Origin of the sequence: Nocardia sp. NPDC127526, assembly GCF_042672265.1 — a bacterium.
In the GTDB taxonomy this organism is placed as follows: Bacteria; Actinomycetota; Actinomycetes; order Mycobacteriales; family Mycobacteriaceae; genus Nocardia.
Genome location: NZ_JBHXVO010000013.1, coordinates 108,620 through 131,061, shown reverse-complemented (window position 1 = coordinate 131,061; position 22,442 = coordinate 108,620). Strand labels below are relative to the sequence as shown.

At 69.6% G+C, this 22,442-nt stretch carries 22 protein-coding genes and 1 pseudogene; 10 read left to right on the top strand and 13 right to left on the bottom strand.

All coding sequences use genetic code 11. The annotated features are described in order from the left end of the window. Positions 1-92: 92 nt before the first annotated feature. The 6 genes from ACFVIV_RS21975 to ACFVIV_RS21950 form a co-directional block, all read right to left on the bottom strand. Complete coding sequence (locus ACFVIV_RS21975; protein ID WP_379199086.1) at positions 93-1,862, bottom strand: hypothetical protein; 1,770 nt, start codon at positions 1,860-1,862, stop codon at positions 93-95. Next, positions 1,859-3,721, bottom strand: coding sequence for a hypothetical protein (locus ACFVIV_RS21970; RefSeq protein WP_379199084.1), 1,863 nt, complete (start codon positions 3,719-3,721; stop codon positions 1,859-1,861). The genes ACFVIV_RS21975 and ACFVIV_RS21970 overlap by 4 nt, the downstream gene beginning before the upstream one ends. Further along, positions 3,718-5,079, bottom strand: a complete 1,362-nt coding sequence (locus tag ACFVIV_RS21965; protein WP_379199082.1) for an ABC transporter substrate-binding protein — start codon at positions 5,077-5,079, stop codon at positions 3,718-3,720. The genes ACFVIV_RS21970 and ACFVIV_RS21965 overlap by 4 nt, the downstream gene beginning before the upstream one ends. Before the next feature lie 152 nt (positions 5,080-5,231). Further along, on the bottom strand, positions 5,232-5,537 hold the full coding sequence (locus ACFVIV_RS21960) for a transglycosylase family protein (RefSeq protein WP_379199156.1): 306 nt from the start codon (positions 5,535-5,537) through the stop codon (positions 5,232-5,234). 470 nt (positions 5,538-6,007) lie between these two features. Then, complete coding sequence (locus ACFVIV_RS21955) at positions 6,008-7,294, bottom strand: SPFH domain-containing protein (protein WP_379199080.1); 1,287 nt, start codon at positions 7,292-7,294, stop codon at positions 6,008-6,010. Positions 7,295-7,297: 3 nt separating this feature from the next. Then, positions 7,298-7,729, bottom strand: coding sequence for an NfeD family protein (locus tag ACFVIV_RS21950; RefSeq protein ID WP_379199078.1), 432 nt, complete (start codon positions 7,727-7,729; stop codon positions 7,298-7,300). A gap of 151 nt (positions 7,730-7,880) precedes the next feature. On the opposite strand from ACFVIV_RS21950, the gene ACFVIV_RS21945 reads away from it, so the two are divergent. Continuing rightward, positions 7,881-8,705, top strand: coding sequence for a DUF3097 domain-containing protein (locus ACFVIV_RS21945; protein ID WP_379199076.1), 825 nt, complete (start codon positions 7,881-7,883; stop codon positions 8,703-8,705). Positions 8,706-8,730: 25 nt separating this feature from the next. Continuing rightward, a complete protein-coding gene (locus tag ACFVIV_RS21940) occupies positions 8,731-9,531 on the top strand; it encodes a hypothetical protein (protein WP_379199074.1) in 801 nt (266 codons plus the stop codon). Between the two features lie 58 nt (positions 9,532-9,589). Here ACFVIV_RS21940 and ACFVIV_RS21935 read toward each other — a convergent pair whose 3' ends face one another. The 3 genes from ACFVIV_RS21935 to ACFVIV_RS21925 all read right to left on the bottom strand — a co-directional run bounded on the left by ACFVIV_RS21935 (position 9,590) and on the right by ACFVIV_RS21925 (position 11,330). Next, positions 9,590-9,949 carry a hypothetical protein gene (locus tag ACFVIV_RS21935; protein WP_379199072.1) on the bottom strand — a complete coding sequence of 120 codons (360 nt, stop codon included), beginning with the start codon at positions 9,947-9,949 and terminating at the stop codon, positions 9,590-9,592. A gap of 512 nt (positions 9,950-10,461) precedes the next feature. After that, positions 10,462-10,968 (bottom strand): SRPBCC family protein, encoded by a 507-nt coding sequence (locus tag ACFVIV_RS21930; protein ID WP_379199070.1) that lies wholly within the window; start codon positions 10,966-10,968, stop codon positions 10,462-10,464. After that, entirely contained in the window at positions 10,965-11,330 is a 366-nt protein-coding gene (locus ACFVIV_RS21925) for a metalloregulator ArsR/SmtB family transcription factor (protein ID WP_379199068.1), read from the bottom strand. The genes ACFVIV_RS21930 and ACFVIV_RS21925 overlap by 4 nt, the downstream gene beginning before the upstream one ends. Positions 11,331-11,499: 169 nt before the next feature. On the opposite strand from ACFVIV_RS21925, the pseudogene ACFVIV_RS21920 reads away from it, so the two are divergent. After that, positions 11,500-12,441 (top strand): annotated as a pseudogene (locus tag ACFVIV_RS21920) (alpha/beta hydrolase). On the opposite strand, the gene ACFVIV_RS21915 reads toward ACFVIV_RS21920, so the two are convergent. After that, on the bottom strand, positions 12,392-12,994 hold the full coding sequence (locus ACFVIV_RS21915; RefSeq protein ID WP_379199066.1) for a TetR/AcrR family transcriptional regulator: 603 nt from the start codon (positions 12,992-12,994) through the stop codon (positions 12,392-12,394). The pseudogene ACFVIV_RS21920 and the gene ACFVIV_RS21915 overlap by 50 nt on opposite strands. Next, entirely contained in the window at positions 12,991-13,482 is a 492-nt protein-coding gene (locus tag ACFVIV_RS21910) for a DUF1772 domain-containing protein (RefSeq protein WP_379199065.1), read from the bottom strand. Before ACFVIV_RS21910 ends, ACFVIV_RS21915 begins: the two co-directional genes overlap by 4 nt. A gap of 295 nt (positions 13,483-13,777) precedes the next feature. Between ACFVIV_RS21910 and ACFVIV_RS21905 the strand changes: the two genes are divergently transcribed. Further along, positions 13,778-15,874, top strand: a complete 2,097-nt coding sequence (locus tag ACFVIV_RS21905) for an acyltransferase family protein (RefSeq protein ID WP_379199063.1) — start codon at positions 13,778-13,780, stop codon at positions 15,872-15,874. Between the two features lie 76 nt (positions 15,875-15,950). Here the strand turns inward: ACFVIV_RS21905 and ACFVIV_RS21900 are convergent, their stop codons facing one another. Further along, positions 15,951-17,261: a flavin monoamine oxidase family protein gene (locus ACFVIV_RS21900; RefSeq protein ID WP_379199061.1), complete on the bottom strand. Its 1,311-nt coding sequence runs from the start codon at positions 17,259-17,261 to the stop codon at positions 15,951-15,953. A gap of 65 nt (positions 17,262-17,326) precedes the next feature. On the opposite strand from ACFVIV_RS21900, the gene ACFVIV_RS21895 reads away from it, so the two are divergent. Further along, the gene (locus ACFVIV_RS21895) at positions 17,327-17,890 is read left to right on the top strand and encodes a TetR/AcrR family transcriptional regulator (RefSeq protein WP_379199059.1); all 564 of its coding nucleotides are present in this window, start codon (positions 17,327-17,329) and stop codon (positions 17,888-17,890) included. Between the two features lie 51 nt (positions 17,891-17,941). Here ACFVIV_RS21895 and ACFVIV_RS21890 read toward each other — a convergent pair whose 3' ends face one another. After that, on the bottom strand, positions 17,942-18,637 hold the full coding sequence (locus ACFVIV_RS21890; RefSeq protein ID WP_379199057.1) for a TetR/AcrR family transcriptional regulator C-terminal domain-containing protein: 696 nt from the start codon (positions 18,635-18,637) through the stop codon (positions 17,942-17,944). A 107-nt stretch (positions 18,638-18,744) separates the two neighbouring features. Here ACFVIV_RS21890 and ACFVIV_RS21885 point away from each other — a divergent pair, with 107 nt between their 5' ends. The 5 genes from ACFVIV_RS21885 to ACFVIV_RS21865 all read left to right on the top strand — a co-directional run bounded on the left by ACFVIV_RS21885 (position 18,745) and on the right by ACFVIV_RS21865 (position 22,441). Then, entirely contained in the window at positions 18,745-19,233 is a 489-nt protein-coding gene (locus tag ACFVIV_RS21885; RefSeq protein ID WP_379199055.1) for a nitroreductase/quinone reductase family protein, read from the top strand. 29 nt (positions 19,234-19,262) lie between these two features. Continuing rightward, positions 19,263-20,231, top strand: a complete 969-nt coding sequence (locus ACFVIV_RS21880) for an ATP-binding cassette domain-containing protein (RefSeq protein ID WP_379199053.1) — start codon at positions 19,263-19,265, stop codon at positions 20,229-20,231. Beyond that, the gene (locus ACFVIV_RS21875; RefSeq protein WP_379199051.1) at positions 20,228-21,037 is read left to right on the top strand and encodes an ABC transporter permease; all 810 of its coding nucleotides are present in this window, start codon (positions 20,228-20,230) and stop codon (positions 21,035-21,037) included. The genes ACFVIV_RS21880 and ACFVIV_RS21875 overlap by 4 nt, the downstream gene beginning before the upstream one ends. Before the next feature lie 47 nt (positions 21,038-21,084). Continuing rightward, the gene (locus tag ACFVIV_RS21870) at positions 21,085-21,969 is read left to right on the top strand and encodes a hypothetical protein (protein ID WP_379199049.1); all 885 of its coding nucleotides are present in this window, start codon (positions 21,085-21,087) and stop codon (positions 21,967-21,969) included. A gap of 79 nt (positions 21,970-22,048) precedes the next feature. After that, on the top strand, positions 22,049-22,441 hold the full coding sequence (locus tag ACFVIV_RS21865) for a VOC family protein (RefSeq protein WP_379199047.1): 393 nt from the start codon (positions 22,049-22,051) through the stop codon (positions 22,439-22,441). Position 22,442 lies beyond the last annotated feature (1 nt).

The window sequence follows — 22,442 nt, the reverse complement described above, 5'->3', positions numbered from 1 at the left end:
GCCGGGTGGGACCGTGCTCGCCGAGATCGACGCCACCGACGCACAGGAGCGGGTCGACGATGCGGAGGAGGCGTCCGGCGGAACGGCTTCCGTCACGTGCTTTCGCCGTCCGGCAAGGGCCAGCGGTCGATTGCGCTCAGCGGGGTGATGGGCGCGGGTAGCGAGCTCACGGCTTCCAGGCGGTAATCACGGGCGAGGCGGGTGCTCGTGCCGAGGCGCTCGGCCTCGGCCAGCCAGCCGGTGGCCTGGCGTAGGACTTCGGCGGCGGTCAGACGATCGTCGCCCGTCAGCAGGAGGCCGCCGAGACGGCGTGGCGCGGCCACCGCGGCCGAGCCGAGATGTTGCAGGCAGCGGGCGATTCCGGGGTTGTCGCGGAGGGCGCGGTAGTCGCGCAGGGCGGACTGCCAGCAGCGCGCCGCGGCTTCCGGTTCCTTCTTCGCCCACATCATCACGCCCATCGTTTCGTGGGTGTGGGCGCGGCCGGCGGGGTCGATGCCATTGCGGGTCAATGCCTCGGCGAGTTCCAGGCGATCGCCGGCGGCGTCGTAGCGGCCCTGGTGAATATGCACGACGGCGAGATTCACCAGGGTGCACACCTCTCCTTTGATGTCCGCGCGGGGCAGCAGCCACCACGCGGACTCGAAGGACCGTTCCGCGGTCGCCAGACGGCGCTGCACCGCACCGGCCCGCGCGACGGCCGCTGATACTCCGGGGCCCGGCGCGGGCACGGGAGCCGGGCGGAGCAGGCGTTGGGCGCGGCGATGTTCCTTGCGGGCGGCCAGACTCGAGCGAAACCGCCCGCGGGCGCGCTTTCGCTGCGGCCCGAAGTCGGTGCCGCGTCGGATGGCCGCCAATTCTTGTGCCGCCGTTTCGTTCTCGATGCCCCGTATGCGCAGCAGGGCATTCGGAAGGCTCAGACCCGCGGCGGGCGGCGGGCCGTCCTCGTCCGCGCCGAGCTGCCCGTACCAAGCGTCGAGCGCGTCCGCGATCCGCGCCAGGTCGTGGACGGCGGAGGCGGGCAGGATCGGCGCGGTGGGCGCACCGCAGTCGATGACCAGGCTCCGCAGGGCGGGTCCCTCCCGCTCGAACCATCGGCGGGCAGCGGCGCCGAGCGCGACGGTGTCGAGGGCGATCGTCCACCGGCTCGCACGGTCGGCGTGGTGGGCGAGCAGCGCGGGCAGCGCGGCCGCGCGCATGGCGGCGACCACGGCGTCCGGCGCATCCGGCATTGTCTCGGACTCGTCGCGAGTCCGCCGGTATCCATCGGGGCCGTCCAGCCGCAATTCGCCGCGCGTGAAGAGCTCGGCGAGCACGACGGCGGGGGCTCCGGGCGGTGGATTCCATTGCTGCGCCGCACTGGCGGGTATGCGGGCCGGCGCCTCCACCATCGCGCCCAGCATGACCATGAATCCGGTCCGGCAGTATGTCTCCACGGGCGACGTCCGCAGCACCCGTATCACCGCGTTGACGCCGTCCTGCTGCACCACCGCGTTGACACCGGGACGAATCCCCTGCCGTTCCTCCGAACTGCCCTCGACCGCAATCGGTCCCGGCCCGGTCAAGCCGGCCAGCACATCCGCCTCCCGGGCACGCCGGCGCCGTTCCCGCATCACGCCCGCGGACCGGTACAGCACATACGCGCCGGCCGGTGCGACGATCACGACCGGAAGCCACAGCAGGGCCTGCAGGTACGGCTTCACCGCGGGATTGTCACCGAAGGCGTCCACCACCAGGGTGCGGGCCAGCTGGTAGATGAGCGCGGTGGCGACCGCCGAGGCCGTGGCGAGGAAGCCGCGCCACAGCGATGACCGGGGTGTGGCGATCAACGGCGACTGTCCGCTGGGTCGCTCCGGCTGGGTCATTGCCGCACCCCCGTAATGCCGGGCACCACCCATCGCCGCCACGTGCACAGCAGCAGGACGACGGGCAGGATCGCCGACAGCAGTGCGCCCGCCGCGAGATGGCTCGCATTCTCGTGGAATTGGCGGGCCTCGCCCCACAGCAGCCGCGACCACGGGGTTTCGCCGACACCGCCGATCAGCAGGCCGATGAAGAAGTCGTTCCACACTTGAATGAATTCCAGGACCGCCACCGCCCCGATCGCCGGGCCGGCCAGCTCCAGGAACCGCCGCCGAATCGTTGCGGGCCTTGCCAATCCGTGCAACGCGTCGGCGGCCGGCGAATCCGGCGGCGCCAGTAGCGCGCCGCGCAGAATGAGAATCGCCATGGGCAGACCGGCGGCCGCGTGCACGAAGATCAGCGGAATGCGACTGCCGGACAGGCCCCACGCATCCAGCAGGGTCCGGATCGGGCCGCCGTAGAGCTGCGCGGGCATGACGGTGAGGATCACCACCAACGGCACCGCGATGCGCGATATCCATTGCCCCGGGGCGAGTTCGGCCAGCAGGAAGGCGACCGGCACGGCGGCGGTCACCACCACCAGGGTCGCCAGCGAGCTCACCCACAGTGTGGTCTCGAGCGAACGCCACAGCGCGGCATCGCTCCACGCCCAGCGCACGCCTTCGGCGCCGAAGCCACGCGATTGCCGCAGCGCCACCCAGATCAGCCAGCCGATCGGGAACAGCACCGGCGTCAGCAGCAGCAATCGCCACAGCCATGACCGCCACGACAGCCGCGGCCGATCCGAATCCCGGTCCGGGGCACGGGTTTCCGGTCCAGGTCTGCGGTAGCGGCGCATATCGGGCTGCAACACCCATGCGGTCAGGCCGATGAGGACGGCCAGCGGCAGTGCGTAGGCGGCCGCGTACCCGTCGCCGAATCCCGCCGTGCCGGCCAGATACCACCAGTGCACGGTGGCGCTCTCGGCCGATGGTTGCAGCGGGCCCGGCACCGCGATCAGGACGACGTCGAAAACCCGGGCCGCCGCGACGCCGACGATCAGCCCGAGCATCAGCAGGGTCGGATGCAGCAACTTGCGTGCCTCGTGCAGCATGCGGATCTGGTTGCGCAGGCGGCGCGCCTGCCGCCGCACGAAACCGCCGCGCCCGGAGCCGCCGACATCCGGCCCGTGCATCGTCCGCGACTGCACGGGATCGGCCTCCACCCCGAGGATGGCCGCACGCCACATCCCGGCCAGCGCACCCAGCCAGGTCCAGGCGAATGCCAGCCCGAGCATGACGACGAACAGCCACCGGTATTCGCCGACATCGTCCAATCGACCGGCGTCCCCGCCCCGTTCGAACATCAGCCGGAACGCGATGCCCGAGGCGAACGCGGAGACTCCGAACGGCAGGACCAGCGGCGGCCACGCCCGGCGCGGGCCGCGGCCGATCCAGGCCAGCAGCAGTGCGAGCAATACCAGGAACACTCCCCACAGCACCCAGCCCAGCGTCCGCACATACGCCCAGGCGCCCGCCGCACCGAATTCCGCGACCACCACCACGCCGACGATCAGCAGCCCCAGCATCGACAGCCAGCGCCGCGTCCGGCCCACGACGGTATCCGCGATCCCGCACAGGACGGCGAGGCCGCAGCCGACCGCCACCACGGGCCGGGCATCGATCGCGAGATGGACCGTCCACCCGACGGGAGCCACCAGCAGGACGCCGATCAATACGAAGGCCGGGATCCGGACCGCCCAGCCGAACCACCGCCGCGGGTGGTGGCCGGGGATGAGCGGACCCGACAGCCGGCGCGTGGCCAGTTCCATGCGCAGATCGGGGGTTTCGAAGACGCGCGGGTCGAACTCCGGGGCGGTCATGGGGATCCGCCCGTCCGGAACTCGTCGAGCTTCGCGATCACCCGGTCCACGGCGGCCTCGACTCCCATGACGCCCGAGTCGGCGATGTCGAGCAGGAAGTCGGTGAGGATGCGGCGCAGGCCCCACCGGCCGCCGGCGGCGCCGACGCGGTCGGACAGGTCGAAGCTGGACCAGGAATCGAGCTCGCGCGCGACCGGATCCATGAGCGGGGAATGGCGGTGCGTGCTGCGCAGGTTCGGCACCACGAAGCCGCCTATGTCGTCGATCCATGGCGTGGCCGCGTCGGGTGCGGCCAGTTCGGCCAGCAGCATCCGGGCATCGGCGCCGGCCTCGCCGGTCAGCACCATGACATCGCCGGCGCCGATCAGGGGGCGCTGGCTGCCGGGTGAGAGGGCGGGGAAGGGCAGGATGCCGACGATGCCGGTGTTGCGGCCCGAGTTCACCAGGCTGCGATGCACGTAGGGTTCGGCGAAATCCGGTGCGGCGACCATCAGGGCGCGGCGGTGATCGAAGACGTCGCGGACGGCATCGGGGAATTGCCGCGTCAGGGCGACGGCCAGGCCGCGCGGAAAGGCGGCCGGATGAGCGCACAGCTCCCCCATGCGGCGCAGGGCGGCCCGCACCTCCGGTTGATCCCAGCGCCAGTGCGTGGTCCCGGTCTCCAATTCCGTGTACACCGAGCGCGATTCGGCGTGCAGCAGATTCTCGAAGAGGTCGGTGACCACCCACCCGTCGGCCGCGCCGAAGGCCAGCAGGCGCACGCCGCTGGGCTCCAGGGCCGTCATGGCGGTCGCCCAGTCGGCGACGGTCCACGCAGCGGGCTCCCCCAAACCGTGTGCGCCGAGCGATTTCTCGTGTGTCTCGAAGGTTTGCCGGTCGTACCAGATCAGCGATTTCTGCGCGCTCTTGAACGGGAGCCCGTACCGCACGTCGTCGCGTCCGAGCAAGCCGTTGCGGCGCAGCACATAATCCCAGTGCTGCCCGTATCGCAGTCCGACCCGGTCCTCCCACAGCTCGTTGTCGATGGCCGGTGGGGAATTCTTGTCCGCGAGCAACTCCCGGATTCGCCCGATTTGCGGCAGCATGACGATTTCCGGCGCCGATGCGCCCCGCGCCGAGAATGCGGTGTCGATATCGTCGCCGAGCAAGATCAATTGTGTTTCGCGGCGCATGCCGAGTTTCGCGGCACGCTCGCGAGCGCCGGCGAGAACCGCATCGAAGGCCAGCAATTCGAATCCGCTCCAGGGCACCGCGATTCGCACCTTGTCGCGATCACCCAGGAGGACATTCGGCGCGCAGGCCGTGGCCAGCGGGAGAAGTACACCCGCTCGCAGTATCGCTCTGCGCGTCGTTGTCATGCCCTATATGCCCCCCCGGTTCGCCGACGTCGGCGTCGGCGAAAATGACTACTGCACAGTATGCCTCAGGTTGTGTATCGACGCAGTCGAATGAAAAGCGATGGCCCCGTCCGCAATTGCGGACGGGGCCATCGGATGAGGCTCGGGTGGCGTCAGAGGTGGGCGCCGCAGACCGGCCAGGCGCCGGGGCCCTGGGTGGCCAGGACGTTCTCGGCGACGCGGATCTGCTCTTCGCGACTGGCGTTGGCCGGGTTGCCGGAGCCGCCGTTGGCGGCCCAGGTGCTCGGGCTGAACTGCAGGCCGCCGTAGTAGCCGTTACCGGTGTTGATGGCCCAGTTGCCGCCGCTCTCGCACTGCGCGACGGCGTCCCAGTTGTGGCCCTCGGCCGAGGCGGTCGCGGTGGTCAGCGCGAACGGAACGGACGCGATGGCGGCGACAGCGGCGGTGGCGGCGAACATGCGGGTGCTGAACTTGCGATGCATAGGGGATTCCTGGCCTGCGCCCATGCGGCCCGCGCTCTGCGCCTCGCCCGAGATCTCGAGGAAAGCTGCGGGTCCCCGTCCCCAGGGATGTCGGTTGCTCTGCGAACCGCGGGACGGGGTTACCGATGTTCGGCGGTTCGAGGTCGGGCTCGGCCTGTGTCCGAGCCGCAGACGACCATAACGGAACAATCACGTCGAATCACAGAGTGATCACGCAGCAATTGACAATCGAGAATTAGGATTGCTCACGCCGTTATCGCAGATGAAATCGGCGGAATCCGGAATGACAATTCTGTTATTTAGAGCGAGTTTTGTGGCGGAGGTCACCGAATAAACGTGATTCCGCTCGCGTATTTCGGGAATCGGTAACGCGAGAGGCCCCCTCGACGGTGCGTCGAGGGGGCCTCCGTGTCGTGCCGGTGGGGCGGCGGGGTCGTGCCGGCCGCCTAGCGGCCCAGGGGGCGCGGCGCGGGCGGCGGCCACTGCTGCTCGCCGGGCGGCTCCGGACGGCGCGGCTGCGGTGTCTGGGGTCGCTGTTCACCCTGCGGATGCTGCGGCTGGCCCTGCGGATGCTGCTGCCCCTGCGGCAGCTCTTCCTGCTTGTCCGGCCGCAGCCGGGCACCCTGCGGCAGCGCGGTGTCCACCGGTGTGCGCGCATCGGCCTCGGCGGCGCGCACGGCGCGTTCGGCGGCCGGGTCGGTGGCGGTGTTGAACCAGTCGGCGACCTCGTCGGAGTCGTCCTCGGGCCGTTCGGCCGTCTCCCCGTCGGGCGCGGGCTCGTAGCGGAACACCCCGTCCTCGCCCTTGGTGGCGAAGCCGCGGGCGAACCCCTCCAGGGCCTTGCCGAAGTCGCTGGGCACCAGCCACACCTTGTTGGCATCGCCCTTGGCGACCAGCGGCAGGGTCTGCATGTACTGGTAGGCCAGCAGTTCGGGGGTGGGCTTGCCGGACTTGATGGCGGCGAAGACCTTCTCGATGGCCTTGGCCTGGCCCTGCGCCTGCAGGTAGGCCGCGGCGCGCTCACCCTGGGCGCGCAGGATGCGGGACTGCCGCTCGCCTTCGGCGGACAGGATCGCGGACTGCTTGGAACCCTCGGCCGAGAGGATCTGCGCCTGCTTCTGACCCTCGGCGGTCTTGATGGACGCCTCGCGCTGGCCCTCGGCGGTCAGGATCATGGCCCGCTTCTCGCGGTCGGCCTTCATCTGCTTCTCCATCGATTCCTGAATCGACGGCGGCGGATCGATGGCCTTGAGCTCGACGCGCGACACCCGCAGCCCCCAGCGTCCGGTGGCCTCGTCGAGCACACCGCGCAGCTGGCTGTTGATCTGATCGCGGGAGGTGAGCGTCTCCTCCAGGGTCATCCCGCCCACCACATTGCGCAGCGTGGTGATGGTCAATTGCTCAACGGCGGCAATGTAATTGCTGATCTCGTAGACCGCGGCCTGCGGGCTGGTGACCTGGAAGTAGACCACCGAGTCGATCTGCACGGTCAGGTTGTCCTGGGTGATCACCGGCTGCGGCGGGAAGGACACCACCCGCTCGCGTAGGTCCACCTTGGCGCGAATGCGGTCGGCGAACGGCACCAGGAAGGTCAGCTGCCCGGACACGGTGCGCGAATACCGGCCCAGCCGTTCGATGACCGCCGCCTCCGCCTGCGGCACCAGCGCCACCGACTTGAACACGACCACCACGACCAGCAGCACCAGGACGGCGGCGACTATCAAAACGGCCATCTGTTATGGACCTTTCCACACGACGGCGTGCGCGCCGTCGATCCTCATGACGTAGACGGTCGTGCCCTCGGAATAGCTCTCCGCCGAGTCGAATGGGCGGGCACTCCACACTTCCCCGTCCAATTTCACCCGGCCGCCGTTCTCGTCGACCGTCTCGAGCACCTTCGCGGTCTTGCCCGGCAATGCGTCCACATTGGTCGGCGTCGGCGGCGGCGTCGCATAGCGCCGCAACAGAACTGGGCGAACCAGCAGAATCAGGGCCGCGGCCGTGATGCCGAAGACGATGGCATCCACCACCACCCCGGTCCCGGTCAGACCACTCCAGCCGGCCGTGACGAGTGCGGCGCTCCCCAGCATGAGCAGGGTGAGATCACCGACGAGCATCTCTGCCGCCGCGAGGAGAATCCCCGCGACCAGCCAAATGATTGCGGCCACGACATCAACAGTAATCGTTCCACGGTCCGGCGGCCGAAGATCGGCGGTGTGCGTATCCGCCGTATGCCCCGCCGTGACCGTTGCGGGGATCTCACGCCGCGCGCCGCGTCGTGCCGGGCCGGTCGCGGCCGGGACCGGTACCTTCGTTCGGGTGAGTGGGCGTGACATCTATGGCGGCGACATCTTTTCCGGTCATTCCCGGACCCGCAAGCGCGAGGTTCCGAAGGTGGTGGCCGAACGCGATCTCGTCGCCGAGGACGCCGCCACCGGATTCTGCGGCGCCGTAGTGGGTTTCGATCGCAGCTACGACGGGGAGTTCGTGAAACTCGAGGACCGGCACGGGCGGGTGCGGCTGTTCGCCTTGCGGGAGGCGGCGTTTCTCATTGATGGGCAGCCGGTGACGCTGGTGCGGCCGACCGCCGCGCCGCCCAAGCAGCCGACCCGGTCGGCGTCCGGTTCCACGCGCGTCGAGGGCTTGCGCGCGCGAGTGGCTCGCGGCAGCCGCATCTGGGTCGAGGGCGTGCACGACGCCGCGCTCGTCGAGCGGGTCTGGGGTCACGATCTGCGGGTCGAGGGCGTGGTTGTCGAACAGCTCGAGGGTCTGGACCACCTCGCGGCCAGACTCGCCGAATTCGAACCCGGGCCGGGCCGTCGCGTGGGCGTCCTCGTCGACCACCTGGTCACCGAGTCGAAGGAAACCAACCTCACCACCGGACTCGGGCCGCACGTCCTGGTCACCGGTCACCCCTATATCGACGTCTGGCAAGCGGTGCGTCCCGCCGCCGTGGGCATCGACGCCTGGCCGGAGGTTCCCCGTGGCGAAGACTGGAAAACGGGTATTTGCCGCCGGCTGCGGTGGGGCACACCGCAAGACGGGTGGCGGCGGGTCTACAACGGTGTCAACTCCTTCCGCGACCTGGAGACCCCTCTCATCGGAGCCGTCGAACGACTGATCGATTTCGTCACAGAGCCTTAGCTGCCAGCCAGTTATCCTGTTGAACATGAGTTCCCCGAGCGCCACGCTGACGGTCTGGGCCGGTTCCTGGCTGGCGGGTCGCAGCGCACCCGACGACGTACTGGACGCCCTGCGCGTATGGGCGCCGCTGCAGACCGTCGCCGCCGGGGATCCGGTCACCGGCGGGCACACCGGGCTGCCGTGGGCCTCCGAGGAAGGCGCGGCCGGAGCCGGAATCATGGTGCTGCTCAAGCTGATCCGGGAGGCCCTGCACGGGCCCGACGCGCAGGTGCGGCTGGTGCTGCCGGTGCCGGGCGATGTGCGGGGGCTACCGGTGGGAAGCGAATTCGCCGCCGCCGCAACCGAAGCCGGAGAAGGACTGTTCATCGGGGTGCCCGGTCGGGAGGGCACGGGACTGGTCCCGTTCTGGTCCGACGACGAAACCCTGCAATGGCGGGTCTACGCGACTCCCATTCCACCGGCCATCGAACCGGATATGCCGCTGGGCGAAGCCGAATATTCGATGCGGCAAGCGGTGCGCGAGGCCGCCGACGCCTTGCAGCGCTTGCAGACCACCGGACTCGGCTCGGGCGGCACGCCACCCCGAGACCTCATCGAGGACGAGCTGGCCGCGTATTCCCGCCACGGCTACCCGGATTCGATGCCCCTGCGCGCCCGGCGGATTCTCGATACCGCCGATCAAGTCGCGGCGATCCTCACCGTCGCCGAGCGCGAACCCGCCGCAGCGCCGACCTCCGCGAGCGCGGCCGCCGCACAGGAGGCACTACTGCGCCCCTTGTGGAACGCCATTCGCGCGGCCCGACTGGCAGCAGTCCACGCCCGCTAACGAAGCCGACGGCGTCGAACCGCCCAACAAACCCTCACGGCCCTCCTCCCGGGCCCGCTCATCGGTCACCCTCCGAGCTGGGCACGAGCCCGTCCAGATCCAGCTGTAATTCGGCATGCTCGACGACGCGCCCTTGCCGCTCAATCGAATTCACCGTCACCACATCGTGCGCGCGTGCCCGCAGTCGGCATACTCGTACCGGAAGCGGCCGGCCGCGCACTAGCAGGCGGCCGCGCACGAACGGGTAGCCGTACACGAACGAGCGGCCGTACACGAACGGGCGGCCGCGCGCGAACGAGCAGCCGCGCACGAACGAGCAGCCGCGCACGAACGAGCAGCCGTACACGAGCGAGCACCCGCGCACGAACGAGCAGCCGCGCACAAACGAGCAGCCGCGCACAAACGAGCGGCCGCGCACAAGCCGACAGCGGGGGCTGGCGGGGGAATTGCTTTGTGGGGCTGCGGTTGGGCACGGCTCTTGTTGCTGCGACCGCTGGTCTATGGCCAGTTTCGAGGGTGTTCTGATTAGGCACGCTCGTGGCTGTGTTTAATTTGCCCTCCGCTTCGCTCCGGGCGGGGTTCGGGCCCCTTGGTCCCGATTCTTCCCTCCCTCCGCACGCTCCTCCGCTTCGCTCCCCCGCGCGCTCCACTCAGTCCAGAATCGGGACGGCCCGAACCCTGACAGTGGGTGCACCAACTGGCTTGCCGCCTGTTTGTTGGGAGTTCGCCTTCGGCGGACGGGCTCGGATCGGGTGGGGTGTCGGGTCACTCGGGGGCGGGGTTGCATGCCGGGTTCGGGTCAGTGGACACCGGGTCGGCTGGGGTCGGTTCGGTCTGAAAGGTCATCGACCGGGAACTGGTGGCGGGGGCTTGTCGCGATTCGCCGCCACAGTTTCCCGGTGATCGCACGTCCAGCTCCGCGGGGGCCGATTATTCGGAGGCGGCGGCGGTCTGCTGCTCGTAGTAGGGCTGCATGGAGGGGAAGTAGTCGGCGAAGTCGGGGAGGGGGGCGCCGGTGCGGGAGGCTACGAGCATGTCGAGGTAGTACTCCCAGCCGGGGCCGACGCTGGCGGGGTCTGCGTCGGGGGCCAGGTGGTGGGTGAAGCGGAGTTCGGTGGTGTCCGCCTGCTGGGTGAGTTCCAGTTCGAGGTGCCAGGTGCCGTGTTCGTCGACGGCGGTGAGGGAGAGGTGGCGGGGTGGGTTGCAGGCGACGATGTGCATTTCCAGCCAGGGCTGGGATTCCTCGAAGAGCATCTGCACCTTGATGTTTCGGCCCGGTCCGGGTTCGCCGGTCCAGGGGCCGTACCAACGGGCGGTGCGGTCGGGTTCGGTGACGCTGGCCCAGACGTCGTCGATGGGGGCGCGGAAGGTGCGGGTGAGGATCAGGTCGCGGCCGGTGGGGGTGGGCTGGATGCGGCCGGTGGGGGTGGTGGTCATGCGGTGTTCTCCTTTGTGGTCCGGGTGTCCGGGGGTCCGGCGCGGCGTTCGCGGCGGGTTCGGTAGACCTCGGTCTCCAGGGCGTCGAGGTGTTGTTCCCAGGGGGCGCGCCGGTCGAATTCGGCTATCCAGGCCGAGATTTCGCGGAGCGGTTCGACGTCGAGGGTGTAGAAGCGCTGCCGGCCGGCCGATTCGTCGTGCACGAGCCCGCTTTCGCGCAGCACGCGCAGGTGCCGGCTGATGGCGGGCCGGCTGATATCGAATCGGTCGGCGATCTCCCCGGCGGTCAATCGGGCACCGTGCAGCATCGTGAGGATCTCCCGGCGGACCGGATCGGCAATAGCCGCGGCGGCTTCGTCCACCCGAAAAGCGTAACATGGTGGTTACGCGTTTTGGCGGCGAAATCTGAGCAGCATCGCGCGCGCACGCCGCACAGCCCCCGTTGCCGCAGGTCCGGAGGTATTTCCCAGGCGCGCACGAAGACACCGAACGCGAGTTGTCAGCGCGCTCGGGCACCGTGACGCTGAGGGGGTGGATTACCTCCGATATGTGAAGTTCCTGCCCTCCCACTACTTTCCGGAGGCACCGGCCGCACCCGCATCGACCTGGTGGGAGTGGCGGGGACGCCGGGTGCACGTGGCGCGCGCGGCCGCCCCGGAGGCGGACGTGCGCGTGCTGGCCATTCATGGCGCGGGTGGTCATGCGGGACTGCTGTGGCCGCTCGCCGCGCAGGGTGCGCGCGCGGGCGCCGAGACCGCCGCCATCGATCTGCCGCTCTACGGCGACACCGTCGAACCGCGGCCGCGGTCCGTGCGTTACCGGGACTGGGTCGATCTGCTGTGCGAATTCGTCACCGCCGAAACGGAATCCGACGATCGGCCGCTGGTGCTGTTCGGCGCGAGCGTGGGCGGCATGCTGGCCTACGAGGTGGCGGCCCGGACCGGCGCGGTGGCGCACGTGGTGGCGACCTGTCTGCTCGATCCCGCCGATCCGGCGGCCCGGCGCGCCGCTGCCCGCTAGTCGTTCACCGGGCCGCCGGCGCCGACAGTGTTGCGCGCGATGGAGCCTTTGCTGGGCGGCGTCCGCGTACCCATCCGGTGGCTGGTCGACATGCAGAACATGAGCTTGGATCCGCGACTGTCACAACTGTGCGCCACCGATCCGAAAGGCGGTGGCGTGCAGGTGCCGCTCGGATTTCTGGGCAGCTTCCTCGGGTACCGGCACACGCCGCCGGAAGACTTCCGCGCCGCACCGGTGACGTTGGTCCATCCGGCCGCCGATCGCTGGACGCCACCGGAACTGAGCATCCGATTCCTCGACCGCATCGCCGCGCCGACCGACCTCGTACTCCTCGACGGCTGCGGGCATTTCCCGATCGAGGAACCCGGGGTGACCCAGTTGGCCGACGCCTTGCGCGGCGTCCTCACGGCTGCCGGCGCGACTCCCCCAGCAGCCGGTACACCAACTCCGTGACCTGTCCCGTCTCGATCGAACGATGAACGAGCACCCGATGCAGGTGGGTGTCGACCCCGTGCACCACGGTCCGCGCCGTGAACGCCGGGTCGGCCCCACCCCGATCGCACCGCACGAGGTGATAGGTGATCTCGTCGACCAGATGATCCTCGAAGGCGCGAATCGCGGCCAGCTCGGCCGCATTCCGCGGCGCCAGCCGATGCAGGAGCCCGTGCAGCACCGGACGATCCCGGTGCAGTTCCACCACGACCTCGACGATCGCGGACATGGTCTCCTCGAACGGCGGCTCGGTCCGCCGCAGCCGCGCGAACACCTCGCCGAGCCGCACGCCCGCTTCGCTCACATGCCGTTCGGCCGCCGCGTGCAATACCGCGAACTTATCCGGAAAGTACTGGTAGAGCGTGCCGATGGAGACACCGGCCCGCTCCGCGATGCGATTGGTCGTGGCCGTGAGCCCCTCACGCGAGAACACCTGGGCGGCGGCCTCCACGAGGATGGTCACCGTCTCCCGAGACCGCCGCTGCCGAGGTGTCCGGCGTGGAGCGTCGCTCATCTCTTCACGGTAGCCGCAGGCGATTCCGGCGCGGCGGCCGGTGCGGCCACCAGCGAGAGGGCACGCAGCAGGCACAGCCAGCCGATTCCGCCGATCGCCATGCGGACGTAATTGAGGCCGGTCCACCAGGTGACGAAGGTGTCGATGCGGTCCGGGCTCCAGTCGCCGCCGCCGGATTGGAACATCAGCATCTGCGGGACGAAATAGGCATAGCTGAAAACGGCGTAGACCGTCATCGTCGCGGCGCCGGCGAGCCACCATGTCCGGTTCAACGCCGGGGTGCGCCAGGCGATGATCAGGTTCACCACCGCGAACAGCGCCACCACCGGAGAAACGAAGGGCCAGAAGGCGCGTCCCGCCCGGTGCATACCGGATTCCTCCATGGTGGCGAGCACCTGCTCCGGTGATGCGGCGGACCACAGTTCGACAATGGCGAGCTTCTCGTACCAGCCGGCGCCGAACTGGATGCCCACGAAGATCACCAGCATGGGCCACATGGGATCAGGGACGACCCGGACCGAAACCCTGAAATCACTCCAGGCGCAGCTGCGGATACAAGCCACGCGCACCGTGGTGTTCCACACCGAGACGCTCCGCGGCGGAGCCTGACCCGGGTTCGGCGCGGAATTCCGGCGGGAAATCGCGGTCTCGTCACACCGGTCCGGGGCGCGAGTTTGCTTCCGGCGCAATCACTCAGGCATCTTAGGGCGCGGTGCCGGGGCGTCCGGTCGGCACGTCCCGCCGTGTTGCCCGGGCGGGGATGGTTCGTTCGTGGGAGTTACTGTGCGCGCTGCTATCCCGGGGCCATTGTTGTCCGCCGGGTCGGAAACTCGGGCCGAGCTGCCGGAGAGCACATCCGAGCGCCCGTATCGGGATGATCTGGATGGGCTGCGCGGGGTGGCGATCGCGCTGGTGGTGGCGTTCCACGTGTGGATGGGGCGGGTGTCCGGCGGCGTGGACGTCTTTCTGGTGCTGTCCGGGTTCTTCTTCACCGGAATGCTCTTGCGGCACACCGAGAAGACCGGCCGTGCGGGAGTGGGGGCAACACTGCGGCGTACCGGTCGCAGGCTGCTGCCGGCACTGGTGGTGGTGCTCGCCGCGATCGCCATTGCCACGGTGGTCGCGCGGCCGTACACCCAGTGGAGCGACATCTCCGCACAGTTGCTGGCGTCCGGTTTCTATTTCCAGAACTGGTATCTGGCGATCGCGGAGCTGGACTACGCGGCGCCGGATCCGTCCATCAGTCCGCTGCAGCATCTGTGGTCGATGGCGGTGCAAGGCCAGTTCTATCTGGTGATCCTGGTGGTGATCGCCTTGTGGGCACGGGTGCGCCCGCAGTGGGATCGGCATCGCGCGGCACTGCTGATGCTGCTGCTCCTCGGCGCGGTCGTCTCCTTCCGATATGCCGCCATCGGCTCCGCCCAGCATCAGGCGTGGACGTACTACGACAGCGGCGCGCGGGCGTGGGAGCTGCTGACCGGTGCGGCGCTCGCGGTGGCGGCGCCCTGGATCTCCCCGCCCGCCTGGATGCGGTGGGCCGCAGGCGTTCTCGGTCTGGGCATGGTGGTCAGCTGCGGTCTGCTGATCGACGGCGCGGCGCGCTTTCCGGGTCCGGCGGCGCTGTTCCCGGTCGCCGCCACCCTGCTGCTCATCCTGTCGGGCCTGCATGTCCCGGCTGCCCAGCGCCCGTGGGCGAATCGCGTTCTCGCCAGCCGGGTCTGCACCGAGCTCGGCGTTCTCGCCTACCCCCTCTATCTCTGGCATTGGCCGATTCTCATTTTCTACCTCGCCGAAACCGGCCGCGAGCATGCGGGATTCGGGGACGGCCTGCTGGTGATCGCCGTATCCCTGCTGCTGGCGCTGGTGACGGCCCGGCTGATCGAAGCGCCCCTGCGCCGGCGATCGGGCACGGTTGCGCCCGCGCCCTCGTGGTATCGCCGCGGCGTCGGCGTGCTGGCGGCGACCGCCGGGGTGAGCGTGCTGGCCTCCGCCTCCGGCTGGCAGGTCGTCGCCATGACGAATCCGCCCCAGCCGCCGCAGGTGCTCGTGCCCAACCGGTATCCGGGCGCTGCCGCCCTGATCGAAGGGATAGATCCCGCGCCCGAACCCTTGCGGCCCTCCTTGCTCGAGGGCTTCGCGGACGCGCCGGCGCCGACGCTCGACGGCTGCATCACTCCGGACCGGGAGGTGCGCAGCTGCACCTACGGCGACACCACCGCCAACCGTGCCATCGCGGTGGTCGGCGGCTCGCATTCCGAGCAGTGGATGCCCGCCCTCGAAACCCTGTCCCGCGATTACGGATTCCGCGTGGTCACCTTCCTGAAGGAGAATTGCCCGCTGACCTTGGCCGACCAGCCCTCCTATGAGGAAGCGCCGTTCCCCGAATGCCGCGAATGGTCCGAGGAGGTGCTCGATCGGCTCGCAGTGGATCGCCCCGACTGGGTGTTCACCATTTCCACGCGTTTTCGCCCGTACGCCGACGGCGACGAGGTGCCGCCGGAGTTCCTGGATGTGTGGACCGCGCTGTCGGAGCGCGGCCTCAATGTGCTCGCGCTGCGGGACACTCCGCGGTTGCGCCACGGCGGCGTGTTCTACCGGGCCGTGGATTGTCTGGCCCAGCGCGGCACCACTCCGGAGAGCTGCGGCGTGCCGCGCGCTGTCGCGCTGGACCTCCTCGACCCGGCAGAAGAGCCGGCCGCGGCCTACCCGAACATCTTTCCGCTCGACCTGACCAATGCCATCTGCCGCTCGGACCGTTGCCGTGCCGCCGAGGGCAATGTCCTGATCTACCGCGATGAACACCACCTCACCGCCAGCTATGTCCGCTCCCTGGCGCCCGAGCTGGGACGGCAGATCGCGGCCGTCACGCAGTGGTGGTAAGCGGCCGTCCGCAGCGGTGGCACATGGCCGTCGGCAGTAGTGGCACGCGGCCCTCGGCAGTGGCGGCACGCGGCCGTCACGCCTTGGCGGTCAGTGCTGAGAAGCCCAGCGCGGCCATGACTTCCGCCGCAGCGCGCTCGCCGGAGCGCACAGCGCCTTCGAAGTAGCCGGTCCAGCGCGGCGCGGTTTCGGTGCCCGCCCAATGGACCCGGCCGGTGGCGGCGCCCGCGCGGGTGAGCGCGGACAGGTGGCCGGGTTTCGGCAGGGCGGAGTAGCCGCCGCCGACGTGCGGGTCGAGATGCCACGACTTCTCGTGCCAGCTCAGCGGATTCATGATGCGGTCGCCGAGGTGGCGGGACAGCGCGCGCAGCACGGTGTCGCGGCGTGCGGTGGGGGTGAGCTCATCCAACGTGCGCGCGGCACGGCCGGGGACGAGCAGGCCCACATGTCCCGGCCCGCCGGGCGGCGAGATGTCGAACGCGGCGGGCACCGGGCCGTCCAGGGAGACGATCTCGCCGCTGAGGCCGCGCTCCCGCCAGAACGGGGCGTCGTAGACGGCGATCGCCTTGTACATGACGCCCATCACGGTATTGCGTTCCGCGGCAGCACGTTCCGGAGGCAGCGGCGGATCGTGGCGGATGCCGGCGGCGACCGGAGGCGGCGCCGTGACCACAACCCGGTCCGCGCGGACCGGACCGGCGGGGGTATCGACGATGACACGGTCGGCCGTGCGCATGATCGCGGTCGCGCGACGGTTCAGGTGCACGCGGGCTCCGAGTTCGGCGGCCAGCGCCCGAGCCAGGCCACCGGCGCCGCCGGACAGCAAGGAATCCTGCGCACCGCCCGCGGTGCCGAGCATGGCGCGCAGGCCGCCCGCGGATTCGATCCCGGTCGTCAATGCGCGCACCGACACCTGATCGAGGTCGATGGCCAGCGCCTCGGACAGCACCACATCCAATAGCCGCCGCGCGCGTCGGCCCGGAACCCGGGACACCCAGTCGGCCACGGTCGTCCGGTCCGAACCCCGGCCGGTGCGAGCCATCAACTCCAGCCCGAGCAAGGCCACTCCCGCGGCGGCGATGGTCCCCGGCATGGTCTCCAGCCCGCGGGTCCCATCGACCATGAGGGTCCGGCCCGCCGTATGCGTCGGGAACAGCGTCATGCCGAATTCGCCTGCGAGCGCCGACATCCGGGTGTGGTCACGCCCGATCCATTGCCCGCCCAGGTCGACCGGTGTGCCCGCGGCCGACACCTCGGTGAGCGCGCGGCCGCCGGCACGATCCGCCGATTCCAGCACCAGGACGTCGATACCGCGAGCCCGCAGGGCCCGGGCCGTGGTGAGCCCGGCGAAGCCCGCGCCGACGATCGCGACGGTTGTCTGTTCCATGGCCACTCCTCTTCCTGAAACACACGTTTTAAAACTATTGTTTCACAAACCGGTATGCTGTCGCCATGCCTCGTCAGGTCGATTCCGCCGAACGTCTCGCCGCGGTCGGCGACGCCGTGGTGTCCATCGCCGTCGCCGCAGGCTTCGGCGCGGTGACCATCCGCGCGGTGGCCGAGCGCCTCGGCTCCTCGACTTCGGCGATCACCTATGTGGTCGGCGGGCGCGACGAGGTGCTGCGCACCGCGGTGCGCCGCGAGATCGAGGCGCGCCGCGCCCAGGCCGAGGCGGCGATCGGGGGCGCGAGCGGCGCGGCCGGGCTGCGCGGCCTGATCGAATGGGCGGTCCTCACCCCCGGCGAGCGCACCCATCGCCTCTGGCTGGCACTGGTGCTCGGCGCCCGCACCGAAGCGGTGCTGCGCGCCGAACTCGACGAGTTCAACCGCTGGTGGGACGAGCGTGTGCGAAACCTGCTCGCCGCGACCGGCATTCGCGACATCGCCACGGCCCGCGATGTGCTGGACGTGACCGTGGACGGCCTCGTCCTCACCGGATTCGACGAGGGCAGCCCCTGGTCCGCCGCCCGCCGCCGGCGGGTGCTCGACGCGATGTGGTCCGCCCTCGAACTCTGAGACCGAGCGCTCGGGCGCGTGCGGAGACGGCGGCCGTACCGACCACGGATGTCAGCGCGTCGCGGTCGCCGCGCGCATCCGGTCGAGGCCGTCGAGGATGAGGTCGAGGCCGAATTCGAACTCGGTCTGGTCGTCGCACCAGCCCAGGGTCGCCTCGGCCGGATCCTCGTGCGCCGCTTCGGTCATCATGCCCGTGATATGCGGGAACCGGTCGGCCATGGCCAGCAGCTGCTGGGCGGCCGCCTCCTCCTCGCTCTGGTCCGTGGGCGCACCGAACAACTCCTGCGTGAAACCCAGTGCGCGGCTGCCGAGCGCGTGCATGGCGTGGTGGGCCTGGTCGTAGGTGAAGCCGCCGATCCGCAGCAGACCGATCACCGCGTCGAAGTAGGTGATGAGCGAGAGCGTCATCGGCGAGCGCGTGCCGATCAGCGCGGGAGCCCAGGGATGCCGGAGCAGGACCGTGCGGGCGGTGAGAATGCGCTTGCGCAGCACCGGTTTCCACTCGTCGGGTGAGCCTGCCACCAGGGGCTCGACGGCCTCGTTGATGGTATCGACGACCACCTCGGCCATGCCGTCGAGCAGTTCCGCCTTGTTGGCCACGTGGTAGTAGAGCGACATCGCCTCGACGCCGAGGTCGGTGGCGATATTGCGCATGGTGACCGCCTCGACGCCATCCCGGTCGGCCCGGGCGACGGCGGCGTGCAGTATCTGCGCCCGGCTGAGCCGGGGCCGTTGATCGGTGACCATAGCGCTCCAATTTACCGTACGCGGTAAGGTTCCCCGCTCTTGACAGCCTTACGTTGTAATGCTTCCCTTACGTCATAAGACTTACAACGTAAGAGAGAGGTGTGGCCATGTGGATATGGATCGCGATCGGCGCGGGGACGCCGGTCTGCCTGGCTCTGGCCGCGGGCGTGTTCCTGGTGGTGGTGATGCGCACGGGCTACGGCCCCGGGCTCACGGCGGTGCGCCGCTTCAACCGGTGGTTCACCAATCCGCGCGCCCTGAAGGCCGCCGGACGGCCCGGCGCGGGCGCCTCGGTGATCCGGCATACGGGCCGGTCCAGCGGCAAGGTCTACGAGACGCCGGTCGGCATTACCGAGGCCGGGGACGATTTCCTCATTTCGCTGCCCTACGGCCCGCGCACCGATTGGCTCGCGAATCTCGCGGCGGCCGGAACCGCGGAGGTGATTCACGAGGGCGGGGTCTACCGGGTGTCCGAGCCCGAATTGGTGCCCGCCGCCTCGGTTGCCCGGTATCAGTCGCGGTCGGAACGCCTCGGGCTGTGGCTCTTCGGCGTGGACGAGGTGCTGCGGCTGCGCCGGACCGCGATCGAGCGCTGACGCATCGACTAGAGCAGGAAGGGAAAACCATGGTTTCGTATGCGATTCACGCCGAAGGGCTGCGCAAGGAGTTCGGCGGGACCGTCGCGGTCGACGGTGTCGATCTGCGGGTGCCGCAGGGTGGTGTGTACGGGTTTCTCGGACCGAACGGCGCGGGCAAGACCACCACCATCCGCATGCTCGCCACGCTGATCCGGCCCACCGCGGGCCGGGCGCTCATCTTCGGCCACGATGTCGTCGCCGAGACAGCGGCGGTACGCGCCCGCATCAGCCTCACCGGCCAATACGCTTCGGTCGACGAGGATCTCACCGGCATGGAGAATCTCGTGCTGATGGGCCGGCTGCTCGGTCACCGGCGCCGCGCCGCCGCCGAACGGGCCCGCGAACTGCTGGCTGCCTTCGGCCTGGAAGCGGCGGCGGACCGGCAGGCGAAACGCTATTCCGGCGGTATGCGCCGGCGGCTCGACATCGCCGCGAGCATCGTGGTCACCCCGGCGCTGCTGTTCCTCGACGAACCGACCACCGGCCTCGATCCGCGCAGTCGCAACCAGGTCTGGGATGTGGTGCGGGCATTGACATCCGGCGGGACCACGGTGCTGCTGACCACCCAATATCTGGAGGAGGCCGATCGCCTGGCCGACCGGCTGGCGGTCATCGACCACGGCCGCGTCATCGCCGAGGGCACGACCGCCGAGCTCAAGGAGTCCGTCGGCGCCGGTGCGGTCCATGTCCGGCTGCGCGAGCCGGGACGGCGAGACGACGCACGGGCCATCTTGTCCCGGGTCCTGGCCGTGCCCGTGCACGCCGCCGAGGATCCGGTGGTGTTGTCGGCCCGTCTCACCGATCCCGGCCGCGCCGGGGCCGCCCTGAGTGAACTCGCCCGCGCCGGAATCGAAGTCAGCGATTTCGGTGTCGGCCGGAGCAGCCTCGACGAGGTCTTCCTGGCCTTGACCGGACACCACGCCCGATCCGACGCTCCCGAGGAGATCCCGGCATGAGCACCGTCGCCACCATCCCCGCTACGGCCGATCCGCTGCGGCCGCCCCGCCCCGGCGCAGCCGCCACCGCCGTGACCTTCGCCTGGCGTGCGGTGCTGCGGATAAAGCATGTGCCCGACCAGCTTTCCGACGTGACCGTGTTCCCGCTCATGATGCTGGTCATGTTCACCTACCTGTTCGGCGGCGCGCTGGCGGGTTCCACCGGTGAATATTTGCAGTCTGTGCTACCCGGCATTCTGGTCATGACGGTCACCATGACCACCCAATCCACCGCGGTGGCGCTCAATGCCGATATCACCAAGGGCGTCTTCGACCGCTTCCGCTCCCTGCCGATCTGGCAACCCGCCCCACTGGTCGGAGCGCTGCTGGCCGACCTGGCCCGCTATGCGATCGCCGCGACCATGATCGCGGGAGCCGGTGTGCTGCTGGGCTTCCGCCCCGACGCTGGCCTGCCCGGACTCCTTGCCGGCATGGGTCTGGTCCTGCTGTTCGCCTGGAGCCTGTCCTGGGTCTGGACCAGCCTCGCCCTACTGGCCCGCACCCCCGAATCGGTCATGTTCCTGGCCATCCTCGTGACCTTCCCGATGAGCTTCGTCAGCAATATCTTCGTCGACCCCGCCACGCTCCCCCGCTGGCTCGAAACGGTCGTCGACATCAACCCGATCACACACCTGGTCACCGCCGTGCGCGGCCTCATGCACGGCGACCCGGTCGGCACCGAGATCGGCTGGGTGCTCGCCACCTGCGCCGCGCTCATCGCGGTATTCGGCCCACTGACCATGCGGCTCTACCGCCGCGAACGCTGAGCCGGCGACAGCACTGCCCGCCGGGCGTGGCTCATTAGGCTGGCTTCGTGGATTTCACACCAGATTTCGAGCGCGGCGGGTGGCTGCTGGCGCGGGTCGGCGAGGACGGCGTCGGCTGCGTCGCCGGTACCGGCTTCGAGGCCTACGCCCGGATCCTGCACCCGGTCGAGGCCACCCGCCGCGACGCCACGATCACCGACGAGTGGGGCCGGCCCGCAATCGTGGCGGAGGCGATGTGGCCGTGGGCCGAAGTCGCCGCACGCAATGGCCGAGTCATGCATCCGCTCGTGCAGTGGCGCAACCTCACCGACGGCGAAGCCGAGGCGGCCAGGACCTTCGACGACGGCTGGACAGTCGGCCAAACCGTCGAGGGATGGTTCGACCCGACCCTGCTGGCCGCCCTCACCGTCCACCTCCGCGCCGCCACCGACACACCGGAACAGGTGACGGCCGCAGTCTGGAATGGCTTCGGCGAACCGAACGACTCCTCCACCGCCTTCTTCGTCTCCGCCACCGACGACGATCCGCAGCCCGCCGACCACGAGCGCACCCGATTCGCCACCGAACTCGCAGCCGCCGTCTCGCCGGCGGTCGAACGAGCAGTCGAGACAGGCCCTTTCCTGCACTGGCCGGGACGCGACTTCCTGCTCTTCGACACCGGCCTCTCCGACCTCGCCGACCCCACCTGGGTACACGCGGCGGACCTGGGATGGACCACCGACTCCCCCGGAGCGACCCCCCAACTACTCTGGCCCGCCGACCACACCTGGGTCGTCGCCAGCGAGATCGACTTCGACTCCACGATCGTCGCCGGCTCCCGCACTCTGATCGACGCGGTCCTGGCCGACGATCGCTTCGAAGCCTTCGAGATCGCCGAGGACTCGGACCTGAGCTGGGACGGCGACACCATCAACCCCGCACCGAAGCACTGAGAGTCCGGCAACCGCCGGCCGACCCTCGGCGTCCGATTTCTTCAAGACTGCGGGGTGCTGCCCTGCCTACGGTTTCGGTATGACTGTGCAACTGAATGTGATCGGAATCGTCGTCTCGGATATGGCTGCGGCCATTGGGTTCTATGAGCGGCTCGGGGTGGAGTTCGCGGACGGGGCTGCCGGGGAGCCGCATGTGGAGGCGCGGCTGGCCGGGGGGATGCGGTTGGCGTTCGATACGGAGGAGACCATTCGGTCGTTCCATGCCGAGTGGAGGGCGGGGCGCGGGGGCGGGCGGATCGGGCTGGCCTTCCAGTGTGAGAACCCGCGGGCGGTCGATGCGAAGTTCGAGGAGTTGGTGGGGGCGGGATATCACGTGGAGCTCAAGCCGTTCGACGCGTTCTGGGGGCAGCGGTATGCCACGGTTCTCGATCCGGATGGCAATGGCGTGGACTTGTTCGCGGCGTTGAGCTGAT

What these genes read in the sequence shown, in the direction of transcription:
- ACFVIV_RS21975 (WP_379199086.1), bottom strand. Translation starts at nt 1,862, where the DNA reads ATGACCCAGCCGGAGCGACCCAGCGGACAGTCGCCGTTGATCGCCACA.
- ACFVIV_RS21970 (WP_379199084.1), bottom strand. Translation starts at nt 3,721, where the DNA reads ATGACCGCCCCGGAGTTCGACCCGCGCGTCTTCGAAACCCCCGATCTG.
- ACFVIV_RS21965 (WP_379199082.1), bottom strand. Translation starts at nt 5,079, where the DNA reads ATGACAACGACGCGCAGAGCGATACTGCGAGCGGGTGTACTTCTCCCG.
- ACFVIV_RS21960 (WP_379199156.1), bottom strand. Translation starts at nt 5,537, where the DNA reads ATGTTCGCCGCCACCGCCGCTGTCGCCGCCATCGCGTCCGTTCCGTTC.
- ACFVIV_RS21955 (WP_379199080.1), bottom strand. Translation starts at nt 7,294, where the DNA reads ATGGCCGTTTTGATAGTCGCCGCCGTCCTGGTGCTGCTGGTCGTGGTG.
- ACFVIV_RS21940 (WP_379199074.1), top strand. Translation starts at nt 8,731, where the DNA reads ATGAGTTCCCCGAGCGCCACGCTGACGGTCTGGGCCGGTTCCTGGCTG.
- ACFVIV_RS21930 (WP_379199070.1), bottom strand. Translation starts at nt 10,968, where the DNA reads ATGACCACCACCCCCACCGGCCGCATCCAGCCCACCCCCACCGGCCGC.
- ACFVIV_RS21915 (WP_379199066.1), bottom strand. Translation starts at nt 12,994, where the DNA reads ATGAGCGACGCTCCACGCCGGACACCTCGGCAGCGGCGGTCTCGGGAG.
- ACFVIV_RS21910 (WP_379199065.1), bottom strand. Translation starts at nt 13,482, where the DNA reads ATGCTGGTGATCTTCGTGGGCATCCAGTTCGGCGCCGGCTGGTACGAG.
- ACFVIV_RS21900 (WP_379199061.1), bottom strand. Translation starts at nt 17,261, where the DNA reads ATGGAACAGACAACCGTCGCGATCGTCGGCGCGGGCTTCGCCGGGCTC.
- ACFVIV_RS21895 (WP_379199059.1), top strand. Translation starts at nt 17,327, where the DNA reads ATGCCTCGTCAGGTCGATTCCGCCGAACGTCTCGCCGCGGTCGGCGAC.
- ACFVIV_RS21890 (WP_379199057.1), bottom strand. Translation starts at nt 18,637, where the DNA reads ATGGTCACCGATCAACGGCCCCGGCTCAGCCGGGCGCAGATACTGCAC.
- ACFVIV_RS21885 (WP_379199055.1), top strand. Translation starts at nt 18,745, where the DNA reads ATGTGGATATGGATCGCGATCGGCGCGGGGACGCCGGTCTGCCTGGCT.
- ACFVIV_RS21880 (WP_379199053.1), top strand. Translation starts at nt 19,263, where the DNA reads ATGGTTTCGTATGCGATTCACGCCGAAGGGCTGCGCAAGGAGTTCGGC.
- ACFVIV_RS21875 (WP_379199051.1), top strand. Translation starts at nt 20,228, where the DNA reads ATGAGCACCGTCGCCACCATCCCCGCTACGGCCGATCCGCTGCGGCCG.
- ACFVIV_RS21865 (WP_379199047.1), top strand. Translation starts at nt 22,049, where the DNA reads ATGACTGTGCAACTGAATGTGATCGGAATCGTCGTCTCGGATATGGCT.